Consider the following 19,625-nt stretch of genomic DNA (forward strand, 5'->3'; position numbering starts at 1 on the left):
ATCGCATGCCTGAAAACCTTATCCCCCAAGTACCGCAACCGGACGACGCCGTCGTCGGCAAGGAAGCGGGCGCGCAGATGCTGGCCACGGCCTGCGCCGCGCGCGACGCCTTTTATGCCACCCTGGGCGCCATGGACGCCGACGTGCTGGCGCCGCTGGTCAATCCGGCCTTCATGGGAGGCCCGCGCTGGCCCTCGTTGCGCCAGGCCTGGCGGGTGATCCGCCGGCCTGACTCGATTCTCATCGCCAGCGATGGCTTGAGCGACCCGTTCGAGGATGACGACGACGTGTTCGTGCCGCGCGGCCATTTGCTGGAAGTGTGCATCGAGGCGCCGTTGTCCGCCTTCGATGGCGATCCCGTGCAGGCATCGTGGCTCTTCGACCTCGTTTACCAGGTCAGCCAGAACGTGGCCGATCACGGCTCCATCGATTTGCTGGTGCAGCGCCACGGCAGCGTGTCGATGGTGCTCGACTTGCAAGATGCACCAAACGGGCTGGAAGACGAAAACGAACAGGTGGGCGTGCTGCTGGCCCAGGGCGCAAGCACCATTCCTCCATCGTTCGACACGCCGTATGGCGAAGTGATGCTGCTCACTCTTACCGTGCTGCAGCCGGCCGAACTGGCGTACATCAGCGAAGCGGAAGACAAGGCGCAGTCGCGGCGTGACCTGGCCGCCGCGCTGGCCGCGTCGCCGACCGGGCATTGGAGCGTGGCCGCGCGGCCTAGTGTTATTTTCACTTAAAGTTGGTTTAACTGCAGAAAATAATATACATCAATGCAATACATCCGCCAGATAGGGGCGCAGGGAATTGTTTACATTCCAAGCTCACCGAAAAAAACATCATAGTCGTTTAAAATTTTAAAAAGTTTTCAAAAATGCTATTTAAAAGTGGTATAGTGATTTTTAAATTTCAAATATTTTCTCCTGAGCATAAAATCTTTCATTTGGTAAAAATATCTTATTTGCTCTAGTGGATGTAAATATTTCCAATGATGGAGTAATGCACTGCTTTTACGTGAATAATTAAGTATTTTTAAATGTTTTCATTTTAATAATTTTAATAGCTGCATAATTAATGAGGTTTTAATGCAATGCTTATCGAATAATGTGGGTATTTTTAGATCAATTCAATTTATTTGATATTTAAAATAATTTCCTATTTTGATGGCGCGTCGAAGTGATGGCTTCGAAATTCTTGCGCGACTTTATTTGTGATTGAAAAATACTTTCCTAGGAGGCGGTAATGCTTGCGCAGCGCAAAGAATTACTTATAAAAAAAATTCAGGATATGTCGGAGTTGGATTTTACAAAAAAAATTCTAATGCCGCTGTTTACTTCTTTGGGATATGCAGTCAATTATAATGGCGGGGCAAGCGAACGTGGAAAAGATCTCATTTGCAAAAAAGACGGGGAATTTGGAAGTGTAGAATTAACCGTAGTTCAAGTGAAGAAAACTCGACCTAATGCTGTCGCCTCTGATAGTAGAAGTTTATCAGAAATTATCACCCAGCTTCAGCAAGCTTCGGAAGAAAACGTGCCATTGATATCAGGAATTTATCAAAAGCCCAATAAGGTGTATTTTATTACTCCTTTTGAAATAGATGTGCGTGCGTTAGAATCACGCTTTGCAGCACTAGCAGCTCTCTCATTAAAAAATGTGAGAGTTCTTGATGGCCCATTAATTGTCGATTCGCTTCAAAGGCAGTTGCCACATTTGGCTGATGCTATCTGCGGTGATGAGTTTGTTATTAAGTCTGGAGCATTGGCCGGGCTATCAAATTCCGATTTGTTAAGTGCTCTAAATTATGCAAATGAAAAAGAAATATCTGACTTTTATTGTGATCTTGACTTTAGTGTGGGTAGAATAACTAGCAAGTTGTTTTTTGCCCTTAATTTTGCGCCGCGAAAAATTCAGCAAAGTATAACAGGGATTCGCTGGGGCTCTTTATGTGAGAAATTTAGGATATTTACTAAGGCGACTGGCCGAGAATTAATTGAGCCATCAATTGCCGATGTTGAAATTAACTTTGAGAAAAAGTGGAAACTTTGGGAATCCCAGGAGAATCGAGAGTTATTGAGAAGTATTTGGGTAACTGTCGATGAAATTGAAAATCTTCTTAAGTTTATTATTGATGAGGCCGGCGATATTGTTGAGACAGTTTTCTTATTAAGTAGTCCTAATGCTGTATTTTCAACAAAAAAAATTCGAGATCTCTCAGATGATGAATATTATCGATTATCACAGTTACGATTGGTTCGGACTAGCCTTGAAGGGCAGCATGCAAATTGGTTTGCAAGTACGGAAATAAATTCAGAGAAAATACTGAAAATAGGCGAAATAATTACTGCAGCCGAGTTACATATTGAGGCGTTGCGTGATGATAATGTTGTTCTTAATGCAATCGCGGCAACTCGACTAACGGCACTTCTGAAAAATGTTGTACAGCTTAATGATTTATTTAATCGTCTTGAAATTGCAGCAGCTTCGAAAGTTTCAGAGCCAACCTTTGATTTTACAATAGATGGTAGCGTAGTTGCAGGTGCTCTGATTGAATATAGAAAGTGGGTAACTGAAGGAGCCGATAGTTTAGCCGTAGGTGGCGAACAGCGAGAAAAGGTCAGGTTGTATTTCTTGAGGTGTCAAGAAATTTTTGAACTTGTGGAATTGGTACTATCCGAGAAACTGTTTGCCGATGCAGCGGGTGTGGATGATACACAAAAATTTGCAATAGTAGCGGCCGGGCAGCGGATTCATTTGCCGCTAAAAGATGTTTTTGCAACGGGCATACACTGTGCTGTATACGGTGAAGCTGGTGCAGGAAAATCAACAACTTTACACCGATATGCTAGCTCTGCGGCATCAAGTGATAAAGCCGACGAGATAACTCTTTGGATTCCATTAACACGTATCCTACACCGAGATGAATCCTATGATAATGATGAGATTTCTGGGATAAGTAAATTGGAGCGTGCCATATCGAAGTTTTTTGGTGGCGGAGCAGCTATTCATGAAAATGAAGTAATTCCACTAATAAAATCTAAAAAGCGTGCCGTATTTATATTTGATGGGATAGATGAGGTAATAAGGCGATCACCATGGATTATTTTGGCGATACAAGAAGTGTGCGTAAAATATAATAATTGCCAAGTTATTGTTTCTGCTCGATCAACTGGAAGTTATCCAGAACTTAGGAATTTCTTAGGCCTTACACTCTTGCCGTTCAATGACGAACAGGTTTCAAGCTTTGTAAATGGATGGTTCAAAGAAGATGTTGAGATGGGTTGTGATGTAGTCAAACATCTTGCAAAAGTACATAGTGTTGCTGAAATAGTTCGGAATCCTTTACTCGCAACAGTTCTGTGTGTGTTGGCAGAAAATAAAGTTCCTTTGCCGAGTGGCGAACTAGCCATGTACGAGGAAAGAATGAAGCTATTACTCGGACACTATGATATACACAAAAAAACAAGAAGACTTCATAGTCATCATTCTTTGCTCGAGACAACTGCACGCCAAATTGCTTTTCAACTTCATATACAAAATATACGATCAGTTTCAGTTGAATCATTAGAGACATTTGCAATCCGTGGGCTCGATTCCGTAGTGCCAAAGATAAGTTATGAGGCAATAAGGAAAGCCGTGAATGAATTAATTGATCCATGTAACATATTGGTTCCAATGACTGATGAGGGCGCTTTTGGATTTGGACATTTACGTTATCAGGAATTTTTGAGCGCAAAAGAGCTTCATAATAATCGTAGTATCGACATACTTCCTTTGCTTACTTCCTCATGGTGGCGCCCCGTTATCGTATTGTTTTGTAGATTGGGTGGTAAAGTTGACTTTATAATTAATGAGGTTATTGGGAAGGAACATACTGTAGATAAATATAAAGATACACTACTTGCTATTATTGCAACTAGGGGAAAGAATGAGCAGCGATATCTAAAAGGTTTAATCTCGGAACATCAACGAATGGATGCATTGAATGATAATTTTCGGGATCTTTCTGATTCATCTTCTGATTTCGACGATATTGATTCTTTAGGAATTGATTTTGATAGACGTTATTAATTTTATTGACTTAATTGAAACTAGGATTTTTAACAGTTTACTTTGAAGGCGGGACGGGTATCGGTTCTGACGGTTGTGTATCTTCACTAATCGGCGCGGGTGGCGGTTCTCTCCACTTGCCCGCCGCCTTCAGCTTGTTCTTCAGCCCTGGCAGAGGAAAACCCAGCGCATAGGCTTTTTGCGCGTGCGCGCTGGCCTTGTCGTATTCCTTCTTTTTGACATACATCAGGCCCAGGTTGTACTGGATGGTGGCCTGCTCGGGCGCCAGGCGGCTGGCTGCGTCCAGCTGTTCCAGCGCCGTCGCATCCTGGCCCGTGGACAGCAGATAGCTGCCATACACCATGCGCGCCGTCACGTCGTGCGGCGCGAAGGCGATCGCCCGTTCGAAGTAGCAGCTGACCGTGTAGCGGGCGCCGGGCGGCTGCGCGCTTTTCAGACGCAGTCCCAGCTTGGCCATCGACGCCAGCGCCCGGTGGTGGTTCGGGAAGTGTTCGAGCGTGTAGCTGATATCGGCGCCCAGGCTGCCCGTCATGCCTTGCGTGAGCGTTTCCACGGCCCGTGAAAAATGGAATTTCTCGACCACGGTCAAACCGGAACGGTCTTCCGCGCTCGTATAGTCGCCGCCCGGCGTGTGCTTGACGTAGGGTGGACAATCGGCGGCGTCGGCGCTGGCGCAGCAGGCGGCGAGGGCGCAGGCAAACAAGCAATGCTTCATGGTGGGCTCCTGTGACTGACCTGGTCCAGCAAATCGGCCAGGGCGTTGCTGCGGGCTTGCCGCGATTGCAGGGCGATGGCGGCGGGGCTGGCCAGCGGCGCGCGCCCCTGGCGCGCCAGTTCCACGAAGCGCAGCAGAGCGCGCGCGCAGTCGCTGCTGGACGCCAGCTGGCCGATGGTGTCGATGCCGCAGTGGCGCAGCTTGGCCGCGCTGTCGCCCGCCAGATCCGTCAGCGCGAGGATGGGCCGGCGGCAGCGCAGGTATTCATACAGCTTGGCCGGTATCTGCCCGTTGCAGTTGGCCGCTTGCAGCAGCAGCAGGCCGTCAGCGGCGAGCATTTCGCGCAGCGCCGCGCCGTGCGGCTGCAAGGGTGCCAGGCTGACCAGATCTTCGATGGCGTATTTTTCCAGCAGGCCCGCCAGCCACGCATCGTGGCCCGTGGCGCGTAGCACCAGCTGGAAATTGCGGGCGTGGAGCACGCCATCGCGGCGCAACCGGGCCAGCGCTTCGAACAGCGCTTGCGGATCGCGCTCGGACGGATAGATCACGCCGCTGTGCAGCAGCAGAAAACGGCCGCGCTGACCCGTGCGTTCAGGGCAGGCTGCATAGCCGTCTTCATCGTAACCGTTCTCTATCAGCTGGAAACGTTCGCGCGGCAGTTGAGCCAGGCGCCGTTGGTGCGCCGCGACGGCGCCCGGCGTGGTGCAGACGATGGCCGCGCTGCGCGCCGCGATGCGCTGTTCTATCCACGCATGCATGCGGTGCAGGCGCGGCTCGGGCGGATACGGCGCCAGCGGGTCGCTGTCGTCGAGCATGGGGTCGCGCTGGTCGGCGATCCACGGCAGGCCGCTGAGTTTTTGCAAGGTCATCGCGATCAGGTGCGCCGTGGCGATCGGATACGTCGACCAGATGGCGTCGGGGCGGTACTGCCGGATCATGCGCAGGCCGGCCGGCACGGCGCTCAGCCACCAGGAACTCCAGCGGTCGGGCAGCGCCAGGCAGCGCGGATAGCGCCCGCCGATGGACAAATGGCGCGCCGCATCCAGCGCCAGGGTGCGCCGCACGGTGGCTTGCGCGACTGTCTGCGCCAGCTGGGAATCGCCCTGATGCTGATACGCGGTGGCGCTGGGACTGAGCACCAGCGGCTGCCAGCCGCAGTCGGGCAAATGGCGCGCAAAGCCCAGGGTGCGCAGGATGCCGCTGCCGCCAGCGAACGGCGGGAAATGGTAGGCGACCATCAGCACGCGTTTTGGCGAGGTTTTTACCATGACTGCAGCCACCGCGCGCACCGCTGTTCCACTTCGCCGCGCCAGGCGGCGCTGGCGAACGTGTGGTTGGCCCCGTCGATCTGCGCCTGCGTCCACTGCGCGCGGGCGGCGACGCCGCGCCAGGCCGCATCGCCATCGAGCAGGGCTTGCCACTCGCGCGCGCCCAGGTCGTCGCCGCTGAGGATCAGCAGCACCTTGCCCTGGAATTGCGTCAGCGCCCGCAGCAGGGCCGGCGCGGGCGCGTCGTCTTCCCGCGTTGCCTGTGCTCGCGCTTGCGTGGCGGCCGCCACCTGCCGCAGCGAGGCCAGGCTGGTGCCCAGTTGCAGTCCGCCGCTGGCCAGCTTGCGCCAGAAACCGCCTTGCAGCAAGCGTGGCAGATAATAGTGGCGCAAAGTGGCGCGCGCCAGGCCGGCGCTGCTGCGCACCCACGGGTTGAGCAGGATCAGGGCTGTGACGCGCGCGTCGCGCGGCGCATGGCAGGCGGCGGCCGTGGCGCCATCGCACAAGCCCCACAGCGCCACTTCGCGCAAGGACGGCACGGCGTCGAAGAATTGCGCCAGCGCGCCGGCGATGTCGGGACCGGCGGCGCGGTAGTCGCGCGCGCTGCCCTCGCTGTCGCCCATGCCGCGCAAGTCGAAACGCAGCACGGGCCAGCCTTGCGCGGCCAGGGCGCGGGCCAGCAAGACGAACTGGCGGTGGCTGCCGATTCGGTACTGCGGCCCGCCCGTGATGATCAATACGCCGCGCGTGCCCGGCACGTCGGGCAGGCTGAGGATGCCGGCCAGGCGCGCCTGCGCCTCGTCGTCGTCACATGTGCTGCGAAAGCGCAGGGCCAGCTCGCGCACGGCGTGCCCTGCCAGGTGCTGCTGACCGCTGTCGCGCTTCATGGCGGCGTCCCCTCGTCGTCGAGCCAGTCGCGGCACAGCGCGCGCGTGGCATCCAGCAGTTGCGGACATGCGAGCAGTTCGCCGCTTTGCCAGAACGGGCCGTCGCCGAAGCTGGCCACATGCACGGCGGCGCCGTGTTCTCGCCATTGCTGCGCCAGTGGCGGCACGGGCGCGCAAGCCTGTTCCGTCGCCTGGTAATCGAGCCAGTAGACGGGCAGCTCGGGAACGGCCGGCTGCAGCGCGGAGGCGCTGACGCCGTCGATGGCGTGCGCCAGTTCGGGTGCCAGCAGGTAGCCGGCCACTTCCACAGGCTCGCCTTTTGCCAACGTGGCGCGCGCCTGGCCGGGCGCTTCCTGCGTGCCGCCGGCCAGCATGCCGGTCGCCAGGCGCAGACGCAGGAAACGGTCGATGCTGCGCCGTCCATCGAGTTCCGGCTGCCACAGCAGCAAACGCGCCAGCGGCAGCGGCGCGCGGCTGGCGAAATCGAGGGCCAGCAGGGCGCCCAGGCGCAAGCCCCACACGCTCAGGGGGCCGTCGACCCGCTGCGCCAGCCAGGCGCAAGCCAGGTGCAGGTCGTTGTGCCAGATGTCCCAGCGCGCCTCGTTAAAATCGCCGCTGCTGTCGCCGCAGCCAAACAGGTCGATCTGCAGCACGCTGTAACCGGAGGCGGCAAAGGCGCGCGCCTGCGCGGCGGCCACGTGGCGGCTCTTATTGAGTTCTTCCGCAAATGGATGGACGTAGAGAATGCCGCCGCGCGCGGCCTGACCCGGCGGCGGCAGATGCAGCAGGCAGTAGCGCTGGCCGCCGCTGGCGGGCAGGAAGAAAGGCAGCAGCGGCAGCGCGTCGAGGGCGGCGCGGTTCATGGTCGCAGCTTTGCAAACACGAAATCGTGCAGGGTGCCCACGGTGGCGAAGTGGCGCGCGTGGATGTCGTCGTCGGCGACGATGATGCCGAAATGGTCCTCCAGCGCGGCGATCACGCCGATCACGGCCATCGAGTCGAGTTCCGGCACGCTGCCCAGCAGCGGCGTGTGGCTTTCCAGCAGGCGCCCGTTCAAGCCCAGCGTGGTGTCGAGGATGTGCTTTACTGCTTCAAGATGCGGCATGTCAGCTCCAGGGAAGGGTAGTGCGGCAGGGACGACGTATCGAAGGCCAGGCAGGGGATATCGTCGGGGCGGCGCGACAGGTGCAGATACGGCGGCAGGCTGGCGGCCATCCATTGCCAGCGCCCGCAGCGCATGAAGGTGGCGGTGCCCAGCGCATGCGTGCCCAGGCGCGCATGGGCGCCCAGCGAGGCGCGGTTGAAGCGCGAGATGCGGCTGCACGACCAGCGCACGCCCTGCGCGTACAGCACGGCGTTGGCTTCTTCCCACAGGCGGGCGAAGACGAGGCCGCCGCGCCGCTCGGGATGCACCCACACGTCCAGGTCCCACGACGATTGGTTTGAGGCCAGCGCATAGCGGGCGCGCACCTCGTCTTCCTGGCATCCGTGGCGCAGCAGCCAGATCCAGCCAGCCATGCCCGCATTGTCACGCGCCACCAGGCATTGCGCGCCTTGCCGGTAGCGTTCGCGCAGCGCGCCGGGCCGGCGCTCGGGGCCGGGCGGCAAGTCCGCCTCCGCCAGGCACGGCGTCACCTTGATCGACTGGCCGCGCCCGCGGCACAGCGAACCGGGCGCCACGGCTTGCGCCACGAATTGATAACGATATAGCGCGCAGCGTCCGCCCGGCACCATTGCCAGCAGCCGCGCCATGGCCAGCCAGGCGCTGTCGCGCCAGCCCAGTTGATGGAGGCTGGCAGCCAGCCTTTGCAGCAGGGGAAATCGCGGGGACAGGGCCATGGCGGTAACGGATGGGGCGGCTATGCAGCCAACGCTGTCCATTAGAGCGCAGCTGCCAGCGACGGTCTTGCGCCGGCTCAAGCTGTGTTGCTGAAACTGTTAATTGATCAAAATCAAGACCGCTGTGGCCGTTTGTCTGAATCATAGGGGGATGCATGGCAATCATGGCAACCCGGGGATGACACGATGGCGACACTGATACACGATCTGATCTTCGAAACGGCGCAGCGCACCCCCCACGCGCCGGCCCTGTCGTGGCAGGGTGCGGAGTTGAGCTATGCCGCGCTGGCGCAGTCCGTGCGCGAGGCGGCCGCTACCCTGCTGACCCTGGGCTTGCAGCGCGGCGCGCGCGTGGCCGTGTACCTGGAAAAACGCCCGGAAAACGTCAGCGCCATGTTTGGCGCGGCGGCCGCCGGCGGCGTGTTCGTGCCCGTCAATCCGCTGCTCAAGCCGGACCAGGTGGCGTATATCCTGGCCGACTGCAACGTGGACATCCTCGTCACCTCGCGCGAACGCCTGGCGCAGCTGGGCCCGGCGCTGGCCGCCTGCCCGGACTTGCGCACGGTGCTGCTGACGGGCGAAGGCGAGGCGCAATTGAGCCTGGGCAAGATACGGCTGCTGCCGTGGAACGCCGTGCCTGTCGCTGGCGCACCCACGGCCCAGCCGCACGGGGCGATCGACATCGACATGGCCGCCATTTTATATACCTCGGGCAGCACGGGGCGGCCGAAAGGCGTGGTGCTGTCGCACCGCAACATGCTGGCGGGCGCGCTCAGCGTGTCGGGCTATTTGCGCAACACGCCGGAAGACCGCATTCTGTGCGTCCTGCCGCTCAGTTTTGATTATGGCTTGAGCCAGCTGACGACGGCGTTTGCCAGCGGCGCCTGCGCCGTGCTGATGAATTATCTGCTGCTGCGCGATATCGTCGAAGCCGTCGAGCAGGAAGCCATCACGGGCCTGGCCGCCGTGCCGCCCCTGTGGGTACAGCTGTCGCAGCTGAGCTGGCCCCTGTCCACGCCCTTGCGCTACATCACCAATTCGGGCGGCGTGATGCAGCGATCCACGCTCGACCGGCTGCGCCAGTCGCTGCCGCGCACGCAGGTCTACCTGATGTATGGCCTGACGGAGGCGTTCCGCTCGACGTATCTGGCGCCGGAACAGCTGGAGCGGCGCCCCGACTCCATCGGACAAGCGATTCCCAACGCGGAAGTGCTGGTGCTGCGTCCCGACGGCAGCGTGTGCGACGCCGACGAGCCGGGCGAACTGGTGCACCGCGGCGCGCTGGTGGCGCTTGGCTACTGGAACGACGCGGCGCGCACGGCCGAGCGCTTCAAGCCGCTGCCGCCGCAGGCCAGCGGCCTGGTGCTGCCGGAGCTGGCCGTCTGGTCGGGCGACACCGTGCGCCGCGATGCGGACGGCTATCTGTATTTCGTGGGCCGCAGCGATGACATGATCAAGACGTCGGGCTACCGGGTTAGCCCGGCCGAGATCGAGGAAGTCGCGTATGCGAGCGGGCTGGTGGGCGAGGCCGCCGCGCTGGGCTTGCCCCACGCCGTGCTTGGCCAGGCCATCGCCTTGCTAGTCACGCCCGCCCCCGGCGTGGCATTGCAGCGCGACAGCGTGCTGGCCGCCTGCCGCGCGCGTCTGCCCAGCTATATGGTGCCGCTGTGGGTGGAGATCCGCGACGGCCTGCTGCCGCGCAATCCGAACGGCAAGATAGACCGTCCCTTGCTGGCCAGGGAACTGGCGCGCGCGTATGCGGTCCAAACAGGAGATGCGGCATGAAGGATCTGATCCGCTCGAACAATACGGAATTGCCCTCGCACTCGGCCTTGGGCCAGCAGTTTGCCGTGGACGGTGACATGCTGCAGATTGGCGGCGTGCCTTTGCGCCAGCTGGCCCAGAGAGTGGGCAGCACGCCGTTCTACGCCTATGAACGTGCGCACATCACGCGCCGCGTGGCCGAACTGCGCGCCGCCTTGCCGGCCGGCGTGCACCTGCATTACGCCATGAAGGCCAACCCCATGCCGGCCGTGGTGCAGTGGCTGGCGGGGCTGGTCGATGGCATCGACGTGGCCTCGGGCGGCGAACTGGCGACCGCGCTCGATACGCCGATGGCGCCGCAGCGTATCAGTTTTGCGGGGCCGGGCAAGCGCGATGGGGAGCTGGCGCGGGCCGTGGCCGCTGGCGTCTTGATCAACGTGGAGTCCGGCGCCCAGCTGGAAAAGGTGGCGCTGACCAGTGAACGGCTGGGCCTGGCGGCCAGGGTGGCCGTGCGCGTGAATCCTGATTTCGCCTTGCGCCGCACGGGCATGCGCATGGGGGGCGGCGCGCAGCCATTCGGCGTCGATGCGGCCCTCGTGCCGGCGCTGCTGGGCCGCATCGGCCAGCTGGGCCTGGATTTTCACGGCTTTCATCTGTATGCGGGTTCGCAAAGCCTGTCGGCGGCAGCCCTGGCCGAAGCGCAGGCGCTGAGCGTGCAACTGGCCCTGCAACTGGCCGACAGCGCGCCATCGCCCTTGCGCACCCTGAATATCGGCGGCGGCTTCGGCGTGCCGTATTTTCCCGGCGATCAGGCGCTCGACCTGGCGCCCGTGGCGGACGGCTTGCAGCGGCAACTCGCCATCCTGGCCCAGGCGGCACCGGGCGTGCGCCTGAACCTGGAGCTGGGCCGCTATCTGGTGGCCGAGGCGGGTGTGTATGTGTGCAAGGTGATCGAGCGCAAGGTGTCGCATGGGCAGGTATTTCTCGTCACGGATGGCGGCTTGCACCACCATTTGGCGGCCTCGGGCAATTTTGGCCAGCTGATCCGCAAGAATTACCCGGTCGCCATCGGCAACCGGCTGCAGGGAGCGCCGCGCGAAGTGGCGTCCGTCGTAGGGCCGCTGTGCACGCCGCTGGACTTGCTGGCCGACCAGATGGAGATGGCGCGCGCCGAGGAGGGCGATCTGGTGGTCGTGTTTCAGTCGGGCGCGTATGGCTTGACGGCCAGCCCGACGGCCTTTCTCGGCCATCCGCTGCCGGCCGAGGTGCTCGTATGAGCGGCCTGTGCGGTTGGCTGGCGGCGCTTGGCGGCGTGGGTACCGTCGGCACGGCTTCCGATGGCGTAGCGTCGAGCGCGCTGGCAAGCATGGCCGCGCCCTTGTCGCGTTTCGATAGCGCACCGCTGGCCGCCAGCGTGAGCGAAGTGGGCGGCGTGGCCGTGGCCGCCATCGGCGGCAGCCGCCATGTATATCAGCAAGATGGCTTGCAAGTGGCCATTTGGGGCCGGCCCGAGCTTGACGGCTCGGCCGACGACGTGGCGTCCCGCCTCGCGTCCCTGTGGCTGAGCCGGGGCGTGGCCGCCTGCGCCAGCCTGTCCGGGCCTTTCTGTCTGGCCATCCTCGACGCCTTTTCCGGCTCGGCCCTGCTGGCCGTGGACCGCGCCGGCATCCATCCGCTCAGCTATGCGAGCAATGCGCAGGGCTTGTTCTTTGCCTCCTCGCATGACGCCTTGCTGGCCCATCCGTCCGTGCGGGGCGCGCTCGATCCGCAAGCGCTGTATCACTATTTATTCTTCCACATGGTGCCTGGCCCGGCCACGGCTTATCTTGGCCAGCAGCGCCTGCTGCCCGGCGAATACCTGCATGTGCGCGGCGGCAAGCAATGCAAGGGCAGCTACTGGCAACTGGCTTTCCACGAGCCGGCAGCAGGGCGCGCGCGGCCCAGCTTTGCCAGCAACAAGCAGGAATTCCTGCGCCTGCTGCGCCAGGCCGTGGAAAGCAGCCTGGGCGCGGATGGGGCGGACACGGGCGCATTTCTCAGCGGCGGCACGGACAGTTCCACCCTGGCCGCCATCATCGGCCAGGTGACTGGCCGGCCCGCGCGCACGTATTCCATCGGTTTTGATGCTCCCGGCTATGACGAAATGGCGTATGCGCGCCTGGCCGCCAGCCACGCGGGCAGCATCCACCACGAACGCTACGTGACGCCGTCCGACGTGCTGGCCGCCATCCCCGCCATGGCGGCCATCTTCGACCAGCCTTTCGGCAATGCCTCGGCCATTCCCGCTTACTATTGCGCGCAGATGGCGCGCGAGGATGGCGTGACGCGGCTCTTGGGTGGCGATGGCGGCGACGAATTGTTTGGCGGCAATGAGCGCTATGCGCACCAGGCTTTGCTGTCGCAGTACGAGCGCTTGCCCGTCATGTTGCGCCAGGCCATCATCGAGCCGCTGCTGTTCCGCCAGCAAAGGGGCAAACCGTGGCGGCTGGCCGACAAGGCGCGCCGCTACATCGAGCAAGCGAGCCTGCCGCTGCCGGCCCGGCTCGACAGCTACAACCTGCTGCTGCGCCACGGCCACCGCACGGTGCTGGAAGCGGGCTTCATCGACACCATCGACCTGGGCATGGCGCCCGGCTGCGTGAATGGCGCGTATTGGGAGCGCCAAGGCCAGGGCTTGAGCCAGATCAATGAACTGCTGGCCCTGGACATGCGTTTTACCCTGGCCGACAACGACCTGTTCAAGGTGCGCAAGGCGTGCGAGCTGGCCGGCGTGGAAGCGGCGTTTCCCTTCCTGCACGATGCGATGGTGGCGTTTGCCGCCCGCCTGGCGCCGCGCGACAAGCTCGACGGCATGCGCCTGCGGCCTTTCTTCAAGCGGGCGCTGGCCGAGATCTTGCCGCCGGCCATCGTGCGCAAGAAAAAGCACGGCTTCGGCCTGCCTTTTGGCCAGTGGCTGCACAGCCATCCTCCGCTGCGCGAATTCGCGTTTGACAACCTGACCCAGCTGCGCGGGCGCGGCATCGTGCGGCCCGCCTTCATCGACGATCTGCAAGGGCGCTTGCTGGCGGAACACCCGGCTTATCACGGCACCATGGTGTGGCTGCTGCTGATGCTGGAACAATGGCTCAGCCAGCATCCGGGCGCGCTGGGTGCGCTTGCCGGCGGTTTTGCCGCATGCGCCACAGAAACGCCAGCCGTCCTCGATCCCACGGCGTAAAGCGGGGCAGCTGCAGCAAATCGAGCTCCGCGCCGGGACGCGCCACGCCCCAGTCCGTCGCCACGGCCGCCTTGAAACCGAGGCTCTTGACCATCGCCACGTGCGGCGCGCCATAATCGCGCCCGGCCTTGCCGTTCGGATAAGCAAACAGGGTCGCGGGCGCCTGGATCAACGCTTCCAGCTGGCGCTTGCCGTCGGCAATGTTTTGCCGCGCGGCGTGGTCCGGCAAGGTGGATAAAATTGGATGGCTGTCCGTGTGCGCGCCCAGCTCCATGCCGGCCGCCTGCAACTGGCGCAGCTGCGCCGTGCTCAGCATGGCTGGCGGGCCTGCCGCCACGCTTGCCTGGCGGCGGATGTACATGGCCAGCTGCTGGCGTCGCGCGAACGGCAGGTATTTGAGCTGGCCCAGCAGGGTGGCGATGGCCGCTTGCCGCTGCGCCAGGCTGGCGACGGGGAACGCTCCCAACTCATGCTCGCGCAAGTCCAGCATAGGTCCTGCCGCCTGGCGCACGGCCTCGATCACCGTGTCGTTCCACATCTGTCCCCCGTCCAGGTAGCCCGTGGCGATGAAAAACGTGGCGTGCAAGCCATGGCGCCGCAGCAGCGGCAGGGCGATTTGCGCATTGTCCGCATAGCCGTCGTCAAACGTGATGCAGGCGGCGCGCTGCGGCAGGCTGCCATCTTGCAGGCGCTGCACGGCCTCTCCGAGCGGCAGCGGCGTATAGAAACGTTTGATAAGGCGCAACTGGCGCTCGAACAGCACGGCATCGACTTCGCCGGGAAACAGCGGGTCGGGCCGCGCCAGCACGCGGTGGTAAATCAGGATGGACAAGGTGGCCGTCATGGCTGCTCCGCGATGGCTGTTCCGGGTTTGGCCCGGCGGATCGTGGGCGTGGGGGCCGTGGCTTGCTGCTCGACGACGATGCGCGTGGCGATCAGCGCGGCCATCAGGTAATACGGCATGTCGAAGTACAGCAGGCTGAGGAAGGCGCCGCCCACGGCAAAGCCGATCAGGCTGGCCTGGCTCATGGTGGCCAGGCCCAGCGCCCAGCGCAATTCAGGCTTGCCCCGCGTGCGGCGGATGATGGCGGCGGCAGTGCGCCAGGTGGCGATGCCCAGCGCCAGGTAAATCAGCAAGCCGACAAAGCCGTGTTCGCCCAGCGCCTGGAAATAAATGCTGTGGGCCGCGTGCACATCCATGGGATTGGGCGCGTAGCGGGCAAAGATGGAGGCGTCGGACACGTCGAAGCCGCCGCCGGGAAAACGGTCGCGCGCCAGGTTCCAGGCCATGCGCCAGGCATTCAGGCGGCCCATGGCGGAAACATCGTCCCGGTAGGTATTGATGGTGTCCATGCGTTCGGCCCAGCGTTCGGGCATGAAGGCCAGCAGCAGCGGCGCGACCGCGCCGAGCAGCGCGCCCAGCACCAGCTTGCGGTCGCTTTTCAGCCACATGAACAGGCCCATGGCGGCAATGGCCAGCAGCCCGCCGCGCGAATATGAGCCCAGCGCAGCCAGGGCCGACAGCAACATGGCCGCGGACAAGCCATGGCGTACCCAGCGCTTGTCCGTGTTTTGCTGCAAATAATACATGAGGGGGATGGTGATGATCAGGGCCAGGGCCAGGGAATTGTTATCGCCAATAAAGGTTTCTTCCGGCCCCCAGACCCGCTCCGTGCCGCCGCTGCGGATAGTAAAAATGCCGCCTTTCACGCCGTAATAGCCGATCGACCCGACCAGCACCCAGACGAGGCGCACAATGTCGCGCCGCGTGCGTATCACCATCATGATGACAAAGCTCATCAGCATGATCTTCATGACCTTGTTCCACTGCACCCACGACGCCGCCGGCAGCAGGGCGAACGGGGCCGTGACATTCATCCACACGACAAACAACAGCAGCAGCACGCTGACGGGCGTGAGCGGCAAGCTTTTCGGCTCGCGCGTCATGAGCAGGCTGAGCAGGGTGGCGACGGCGATGATGAAGGCGAACGGCATGTGGGTGGCAAAGCCCCAGCCCTGCGTGTGCGGATTCATCACGCTGACCCAGACCCACATCAGGCCGCCGATGGCCGGCGACTTCAGGATGAAGGGCAGCGAACCGAGGATGATGATGGTAATCAGTATGTCGCGCATGAAGGGGGACGCTCCTGGTTGTGTCCGGGCTGGCAAGGTATTGATGCCTGTCAACGGGCTGGCGGGCAGGCTCAGTACACTGGATCAATACTGCTTGATGCATAGTTTTGTCATGGTAAGACCAAGGAGGCATGTCCTTGTTGACCGTTCTCATGGCGACCTACAATGGCGCCGGCACCTTGCCCCAGGTATTGCGCGCCTACATGGGGCTGCGTTCGCCCGTGGGCGGCTGGCGCCTGATCATCGCCGACAATGGCAGCACGGATGCCACGGCCCAGGTGATCGCCGCCTTCCGCGGCCGTTTGCCCTTGCGTTCCGTCTATGTGGCGCGACGGGGCCGCAGTCCCGCCTTGAACGGGGCCGTCGAACACGCCTTGCGCCTGGGCGGCGATGGCGCCGAGCTGTTCGTGTTTGGCGACGACGACGCCATGCCCGCACCGGACTGGCTGTGCCGCTTGCAGGACAGCGCACGTGATCACCCCGGCTACGCCCTGTTCGGCGGCGCCATCGTGCCCGCCTGGCGCCAGCGACCGGAAGACTGGCTGCTGCGCCTGACGCCCGTTGGCTTGACGTGGGGCATCACCAGCCCAGACCTGCGCGACGCGCCAATCTATCCGGGTCTGGTCTGGGGCGCCAACATGGCGATACGCCGCCGCATCTTCGAGGCGGGCGCCCGCTATGACGAAAGCATCGGCCCGCAGGGGGCCAATTACGCCATGGGCAGCGAAACCCGGCTTAACCTGGAAATGCATGCGGCCGGCAATCCATCCTGGTTCTGTCCGCAGGCGAAAGTGGCGCACATCATCCGCGCGCCGCAAGTGCAGCGCGCCTGGATACTGCGCCGCGCCATGCTGTTTGGCCGGGGCCAATGCCGGCTGGCCACCTTTGCACCGAGCGTGGAGTTGCTGGGCGTGCCACGCTGGATGCTGGGCAGATACGTGCGCGATACCCTCGGCGCCGTGCGGGCCTGGCTGCGGCGCGACCACGCCGACCTGTTCCTGCGCCAGTGGGAACGGGCGTGGCTGCGCGGTTTCTTCCATGAAACGTGGCGGGGCCGGCGCAAACGCTTGCCGCGCATCGTCATCAGCAGTTATTCAGGCGAGCTGGGCGGCATGGAGCTGCGTATGGCGCAAGAGGCGAAAATGCTGGGCGCGAGCGGCTATGACAGCGTGCTTGCCCTGCGGCGCTTTCCCGGTTTTACGCAGTGGGTACAGGGCCTGCGGGCGCAGCGCTTGCAGGTGCAAGTGTATGAACCGCCATTGTTTCTCGAGCACTGGGCCTGGCGCCGCTGGAATTGGTTGCGCGCCAGGGTCATGGGCGCCTGGCGGTTGCGGCGGCTGCGGCCCGATCTGGTTCACGTGGCCTTTTGCTGGACCAGTTATGGCGCTTCCATCCTGTGGCTGGCCCGGCAATGCCGGCTGCCGGCCGTGATCAGCGTGCACAATGCGTTTCCCCTGGAAGCCTTCAGCGACTGGCAGCGGCCCCGGCTGCAGGAAGCGTTTCGCAGCGTCAAGGGAGTGTATGCCGTGTCGCCATCGGCCATGCGGCATTTTCTTGACCTGTATCGCGGCATGCTGAACCCGGAAACGCGGCTAGCCGTGATCCCGAACGGCGTCGATACGGACACGTTTATCGTCTCGCCCGAACGGAGAGTATTGGCGCGGCGACAACTCGGGCTGCCGCCGGACGCGCTGGTGCTCGGTTGCGTGGCCCGGCTGTCGGCGCAAAAGCGCCCGCAAGCGCTGCTCGCCCTGTTCGCCAGGCTGGCTGCGCAGTTTCCAAACTTATATCTGGTGCTCGTGGGCACGGGGCCGCTGGAAGCCATGCTGCGGCTGCAGGCACAGCAATCGGGCTTGCAGGAGCGCATCGTGTTTGCCGGTTTCCAGCAGCGCGTCGAGTTGCTGATGCCGGCCTTCGATCTGCATGTGTTGCTGAGTAAAAATGAAGGTTTCGGCATCGCCACCATCGAAGCCATGGCTTGCGGCGTACCGGCCGTGGGGACGGACGTGCCGGGCACCCATGATATCCTGCACGACAGCGAAGGCGGCTTGCTGCTGCCGCTGGGAGATGAGCAGGCCGCCTGCGCGGCCGTGGCGCAACTCTTGATGGATGCGCCCCGGCGCGCCCGCATGGGACGGCTGGCCCGCGAAGAGACCGTGCAGCGCTATTCTATGCCGCGCCTGGAACGCCAGCTGCGCGCATTTTACGCCGGCCTCGTGTAGGCGCGGGCGGCCCGCATGAGTGCCACCCGCCATTCGTTTTTCTTTTCCTTCGCCGAAAAATACACGGTGCTGCTGCTGGGCATTGTCGCCACCATGGTGCTGTCGCGCCTGCTGACGCCGGCCGAGGTGGGCGTGTATTCGCTGGGTGCCGTGCTGGTGGCCCTGGCGCAAGTGGTGCGCGATTTTGGCGTGGGGCAATATCTGATTCAGGAAAAGCAGCTCGATACAGTGAAATTGCGGGCCGCGCTGGCCACCAGCCTGCTTGTCGCCTGGCTGCTGGCGGGCCTGGTGCTGCTGGCCAGCGGGCCGCTCGCGCAATTCTATGGCGAACCCCGGCTGACCCTCGTGCTGCGCTTGTTGTCCATCAATTTCCTGCTGATCCCGTTCAGCGCCTTGACGTTGCCGATGCTGCGCCGGCAATTGCGCTTTCGCGCCATCTATGCCATCAACGCGGCCAATAGCGTGGTCAACCTGCTGGTGGCCGTGCTGCTGGCGCTGCAGGGCTACAGTTACATGAGCATGGTGTGGGCGGCGCTGGCCGGTTCCTGCGCCTCGCTGCTGGTGAGCCTGCTGGTCCGGCCCAAGGAGCTGCCGTGGCTGCCGGGACGGCGCGGCATGGGCGATATCGCCCGCTTTGGCGCGTATGCGACGGGGGGCGGCCTCGTCGACGAGGCGGGCGTGGCGGCGCCGGACCTCATCATCGGCAAGCTGATCGGCATTGAAAGCCTGGCCCTGTTCGGCAAGGCGCAAAGCGTGCTCAATATCTTCAACCAGGCCATCACCAGCGCGATTTCTCCCGTCGTGTTTCCCCTGTTCGCGGCGCGTGCGCGCGAAGGTGGAGGACAGGGGGGACAGGGCGGACAGGGCGGGGCGGAACTCGTGTATTTGCGCACCATCAGCTACATGACGGCGCTGGCCTGGCCGTTTTTTCTCTTTCTCGCCTGCATGGCTTTGCCCCTGGTCAAGGTGTTGTATGGCACGCAATGGCTAGCCTGTGTGCCCTTGATACGCATCATGTGCCTGTCTTCGGCCGTGTATAGCATGTTCAGCATGGCCCGCTACCTGTTCGTGGCGACGGGCCAGCTGCACGCGCAAGTGCGGCTCGATGCCTGCGCCGGCGTCATCAAGGTGGCGCTGCTGCTGGCCGCGGCGCCGTTCGGCCTGGTGGTGGTAGCTTGGGCCGTGGTGCTCAGCAACGTGCTGCGCAGCTGGCTGAACTACGGCTGCCTGCGGCGCTTGAGCGCGCTGGACTGGCGCATCCTGGCGCGGGCCTTGCGCAAGAGCCTGCTGCTTTGCGGTGTCAGCGCCGTCGCGCCCATCGCTTCGCTGCTGTGGCTGCCAACGGAAACCCCGGCGCTGCTGGCGCTGACGGGCACGGCGCTGGCCACCTTGCTGTGCTGGCTGGCCGGTCTGTTCCTCTTGGAACATGAGCTGGCCGGTGAGTTTTTGTTGTTGCAACGCAAGCTGGCGGGACGCTGGCTGGCAGTCAAATCCACGAAAGGGTGA

The 19,625-nt window shown here is 62.0% G+C and carries 15 protein-coding genes; 7 read left to right on the top strand and 8 right to left on the bottom strand.

Features of this window, described 5'->3' with window-relative positions; genetic code table 11:
- Window positions 1–5 precede the first annotated feature (5 nt).
- Window positions 6–743, top strand: coding sequence for a hypothetical protein (locus tag P9875_RS15480; RefSeq protein WP_278315816.1), 738 nt, complete (start codon window positions 6–8; stop codon window positions 741–743).
- Between the two features lie 502 nt (window positions 744–1,245).
- Window positions 1,246–4,074 (top strand): NACHT domain-containing protein, encoded by a 2,829-nt coding sequence (locus P9875_RS15485; RefSeq protein WP_278315817.1) that lies wholly within the window; start codon window positions 1,246–1,248, stop codon window positions 4,072–4,074.
- 37 nt (window positions 4,075–4,111) lie between these two features.
- Here P9875_RS15485 and P9875_RS15490 read toward each other — a convergent pair whose 3' ends face one another.
- From P9875_RS15490 to P9875_RS15515, 6 genes are read right to left on the bottom strand one after another with little or no spacing between them, the layout of a single operon-like run.
- Window positions 4,112–4,789 (bottom strand): ABC transporter permease, encoded by a 678-nt coding sequence (locus P9875_RS15490; protein WP_278315818.1) that lies wholly within the window; start codon window positions 4,787–4,789, stop codon window positions 4,112–4,114.
- Window positions 4,786–6,057 (bottom strand): glycosyltransferase, encoded by a 1,272-nt coding sequence (locus P9875_RS15495; RefSeq protein ID WP_278315819.1) that lies wholly within the window; start codon window positions 6,055–6,057, stop codon window positions 4,786–4,788. Before P9875_RS15495 ends, P9875_RS15490 begins: the two co-directional genes overlap by 4 nt.
- Complete coding sequence (locus P9875_RS15500) at window positions 6,051–6,944, bottom strand: hydrolase 1, exosortase A system-associated (RefSeq protein WP_278315820.1); 894 nt, start codon at window positions 6,942–6,944, stop codon at window positions 6,051–6,053. The genes P9875_RS15495 and P9875_RS15500 overlap by 7 nt, the downstream gene beginning before the upstream one ends.
- Window positions 6,941–7,807, bottom strand: coding sequence for a hydrolase 2, exosortase A system-associated (locus P9875_RS15505; protein WP_278315821.1), 867 nt, complete (start codon window positions 7,805–7,807; stop codon window positions 6,941–6,943). The genes P9875_RS15500 and P9875_RS15505 overlap by 4 nt, the downstream gene beginning before the upstream one ends.
- A complete protein-coding gene (locus P9875_RS15510) occupies window positions 7,804–8,049 on the bottom strand; it encodes an acyl carrier protein (RefSeq protein WP_278315822.1) in 246 nt (81 codons plus the stop codon). The genes P9875_RS15505 and P9875_RS15510 overlap by 4 nt, the downstream gene beginning before the upstream one ends.
- Window positions 8,028–8,783 (bottom strand): GNAT family N-acetyltransferase, encoded by a 756-nt coding sequence (locus P9875_RS15515; RefSeq protein ID WP_278315823.1) that lies wholly within the window; start codon window positions 8,781–8,783, stop codon window positions 8,028–8,030. The genes P9875_RS15510 and P9875_RS15515 overlap by 22 nt, the downstream gene beginning before the upstream one ends.
- A gap of 186 nt (window positions 8,784–8,969) precedes the next feature.
- Between P9875_RS15515 and P9875_RS15520 the strand changes: the two genes are divergently transcribed.
- The 3 genes from P9875_RS15520 to P9875_RS15530 are packed head-to-tail and all read left to right on the top strand — an operon-like array spanning window position 8,970 to window position 13,764.
- Entirely contained in the window at window positions 8,970–10,568 is a 1,599-nt protein-coding gene (locus tag P9875_RS15520; protein WP_278315824.1) for an acyl-CoA ligase (AMP-forming), exosortase A system-associated, read from the top strand.
- Window positions 10,565–11,824: a pyridoxal-dependent decarboxylase, exosortase A system-associated gene (locus P9875_RS15525; protein ID WP_423221783.1), complete on the top strand. Its 1,260-nt coding sequence runs from the start codon at window positions 10,565–10,567 to the stop codon at window positions 11,822–11,824. Before P9875_RS15520 ends, P9875_RS15525 begins: the two co-directional genes overlap by 4 nt.
- Window positions 11,821–13,764: an asparagine synthetase B family protein gene (locus P9875_RS15530; protein WP_278315825.1), complete on the top strand. Its 1,944-nt coding sequence runs from the start codon at window positions 11,821–11,823 to the stop codon at window positions 13,762–13,764. The genes P9875_RS15525 and P9875_RS15530 overlap by 4 nt, the downstream gene beginning before the upstream one ends.
- Here P9875_RS15530 and P9875_RS15535 read toward each other — a convergent pair.
- Together P9875_RS15535 and P9875_RS15540 are read right to left on the bottom strand one after the other, a co-directional pair.
- Window positions 13,673–14,608, bottom strand: coding sequence for a polysaccharide deacetylase family protein (locus P9875_RS15535; protein WP_278315826.1), 936 nt, complete (start codon window positions 14,606–14,608; stop codon window positions 13,673–13,675). The two genes, P9875_RS15530 and P9875_RS15535, sit on opposite strands and share 92 nt — an antisense overlap.
- The gene (locus tag P9875_RS15540; protein WP_278315827.1) at window positions 14,605–15,897 is read right to left on the bottom strand and encodes a putative O-glycosylation ligase, exosortase A system-associated; all 1,293 of its coding nucleotides are present in this window, start codon (window positions 15,895–15,897) and stop codon (window positions 14,605–14,607) included. The genes P9875_RS15535 and P9875_RS15540 overlap by 4 nt, the downstream gene beginning before the upstream one ends.
- 137 nt (window positions 15,898–16,034) lie before the next feature.
- Here P9875_RS15540 and P9875_RS15545 point away from each other — a divergent pair, with 137 nt between their 5' ends.
- Window positions 16,035–18,119 carry a glycosyltransferase gene (locus tag P9875_RS15545; protein ID WP_278315828.1) on the top strand — a complete coding sequence of 695 codons (2,085 nt, stop codon included), beginning with the start codon at window positions 16,035–16,037 and terminating at the stop codon, window positions 18,117–18,119.
- A 15-nt stretch (window positions 18,120–18,134) separates the two neighbouring features.
- Window positions 18,135–19,625 carry a lipopolysaccharide biosynthesis protein gene (locus P9875_RS15550; protein WP_278315829.1) on the top strand — a complete coding sequence of 497 codons (1,491 nt, stop codon included), beginning with the start codon at window positions 18,135–18,137 and terminating at the stop codon, window positions 19,623–19,625.

It is taken from the genome of Janthinobacterium rivuli, from assembly GCF_029690045.1.
Taxonomy (GTDB): domain Bacteria; phylum Pseudomonadota; class Gammaproteobacteria; order Burkholderiales; family Burkholderiaceae_D; genus Janthinobacterium; species Janthinobacterium rivuli.

Bases quoted from the DNA above. Each gene is read 5' to 3' on its own strand.
- P9875_RS15520 (WP_278315824.1), top strand. From the start codon at position 8,970: ATGGCGACACTGATACACGATCTGATCTTCGAAACGGCGCAGCGCACC.
- P9875_RS15505 (WP_278315821.1), bottom strand. From the start codon at position 7,807: ATGAACCGCGCCGCCCTCGACGCGCTGCCGCTGCTGCCTTTCTTCCTG.
- P9875_RS15485 (WP_278315817.1), top strand. From the start codon at position 1,246: ATGCTTGCGCAGCGCAAAGAATTACTTATAAAAAAAATTCAGGATATG.
- P9875_RS15540 (WP_278315827.1), bottom strand. From the start codon at position 15,897: ATGCGCGACATACTGATTACCATCATCATCCTCGGTTCGCTGCCCTTC.
- P9875_RS15480 (WP_278315816.1), top strand. From the start codon at position 6: ATGCCTGAAAACCTTATCCCCCAAGTACCGCAACCGGACGACGCCGTC.
- P9875_RS15550 (WP_278315829.1), top strand. From the start codon at position 18,135: ATGAGTGCCACCCGCCATTCGTTTTTCTTTTCCTTCGCCGAAAAATAC.
- P9875_RS15525 (WP_423221783.1), top strand. From the start codon at position 10,565: ATGAAGGATCTGATCCGCTCGAACAATACGGAATTGCCCTCGCACTCG.
- P9875_RS15490 (WP_278315818.1), bottom strand. From the start codon at position 4,789: ATGAAGCATTGCTTGTTTGCCTGCGCCCTCGCCGCCTGCTGCGCCAGC.
- P9875_RS15535 (WP_278315826.1), bottom strand. From the start codon at position 14,608: ATGACGGCCACCTTGTCCATCCTGATTTACCACCGCGTGCTGGCGCGG.
- P9875_RS15515 (WP_278315823.1), bottom strand. From the start codon at position 8,783: ATGGCCCTGTCCCCGCGATTTCCCCTGCTGCAAAGGCTGGCTGCCAGC.
- P9875_RS15500 (WP_278315820.1), bottom strand. From the start codon at position 6,944: ATGAAGCGCGACAGCGGTCAGCAGCACCTGGCAGGGCACGCCGTGCGC.
- P9875_RS15495 (WP_278315819.1), bottom strand. From the start codon at position 6,057: ATGGTAAAAACCTCGCCAAAACGCGTGCTGATGGTCGCCTACCATTTC.
- P9875_RS15510 (WP_278315822.1), bottom strand. From the start codon at position 8,049: ATGCCGCATCTTGAAGCAGTAAAGCACATCCTCGACACCACGCTGGGC.
- P9875_RS15530 (WP_278315825.1), top strand. From the start codon at position 11,821: ATGAGCGGCCTGTGCGGTTGGCTGGCGGCGCTTGGCGGCGTGGGTACC.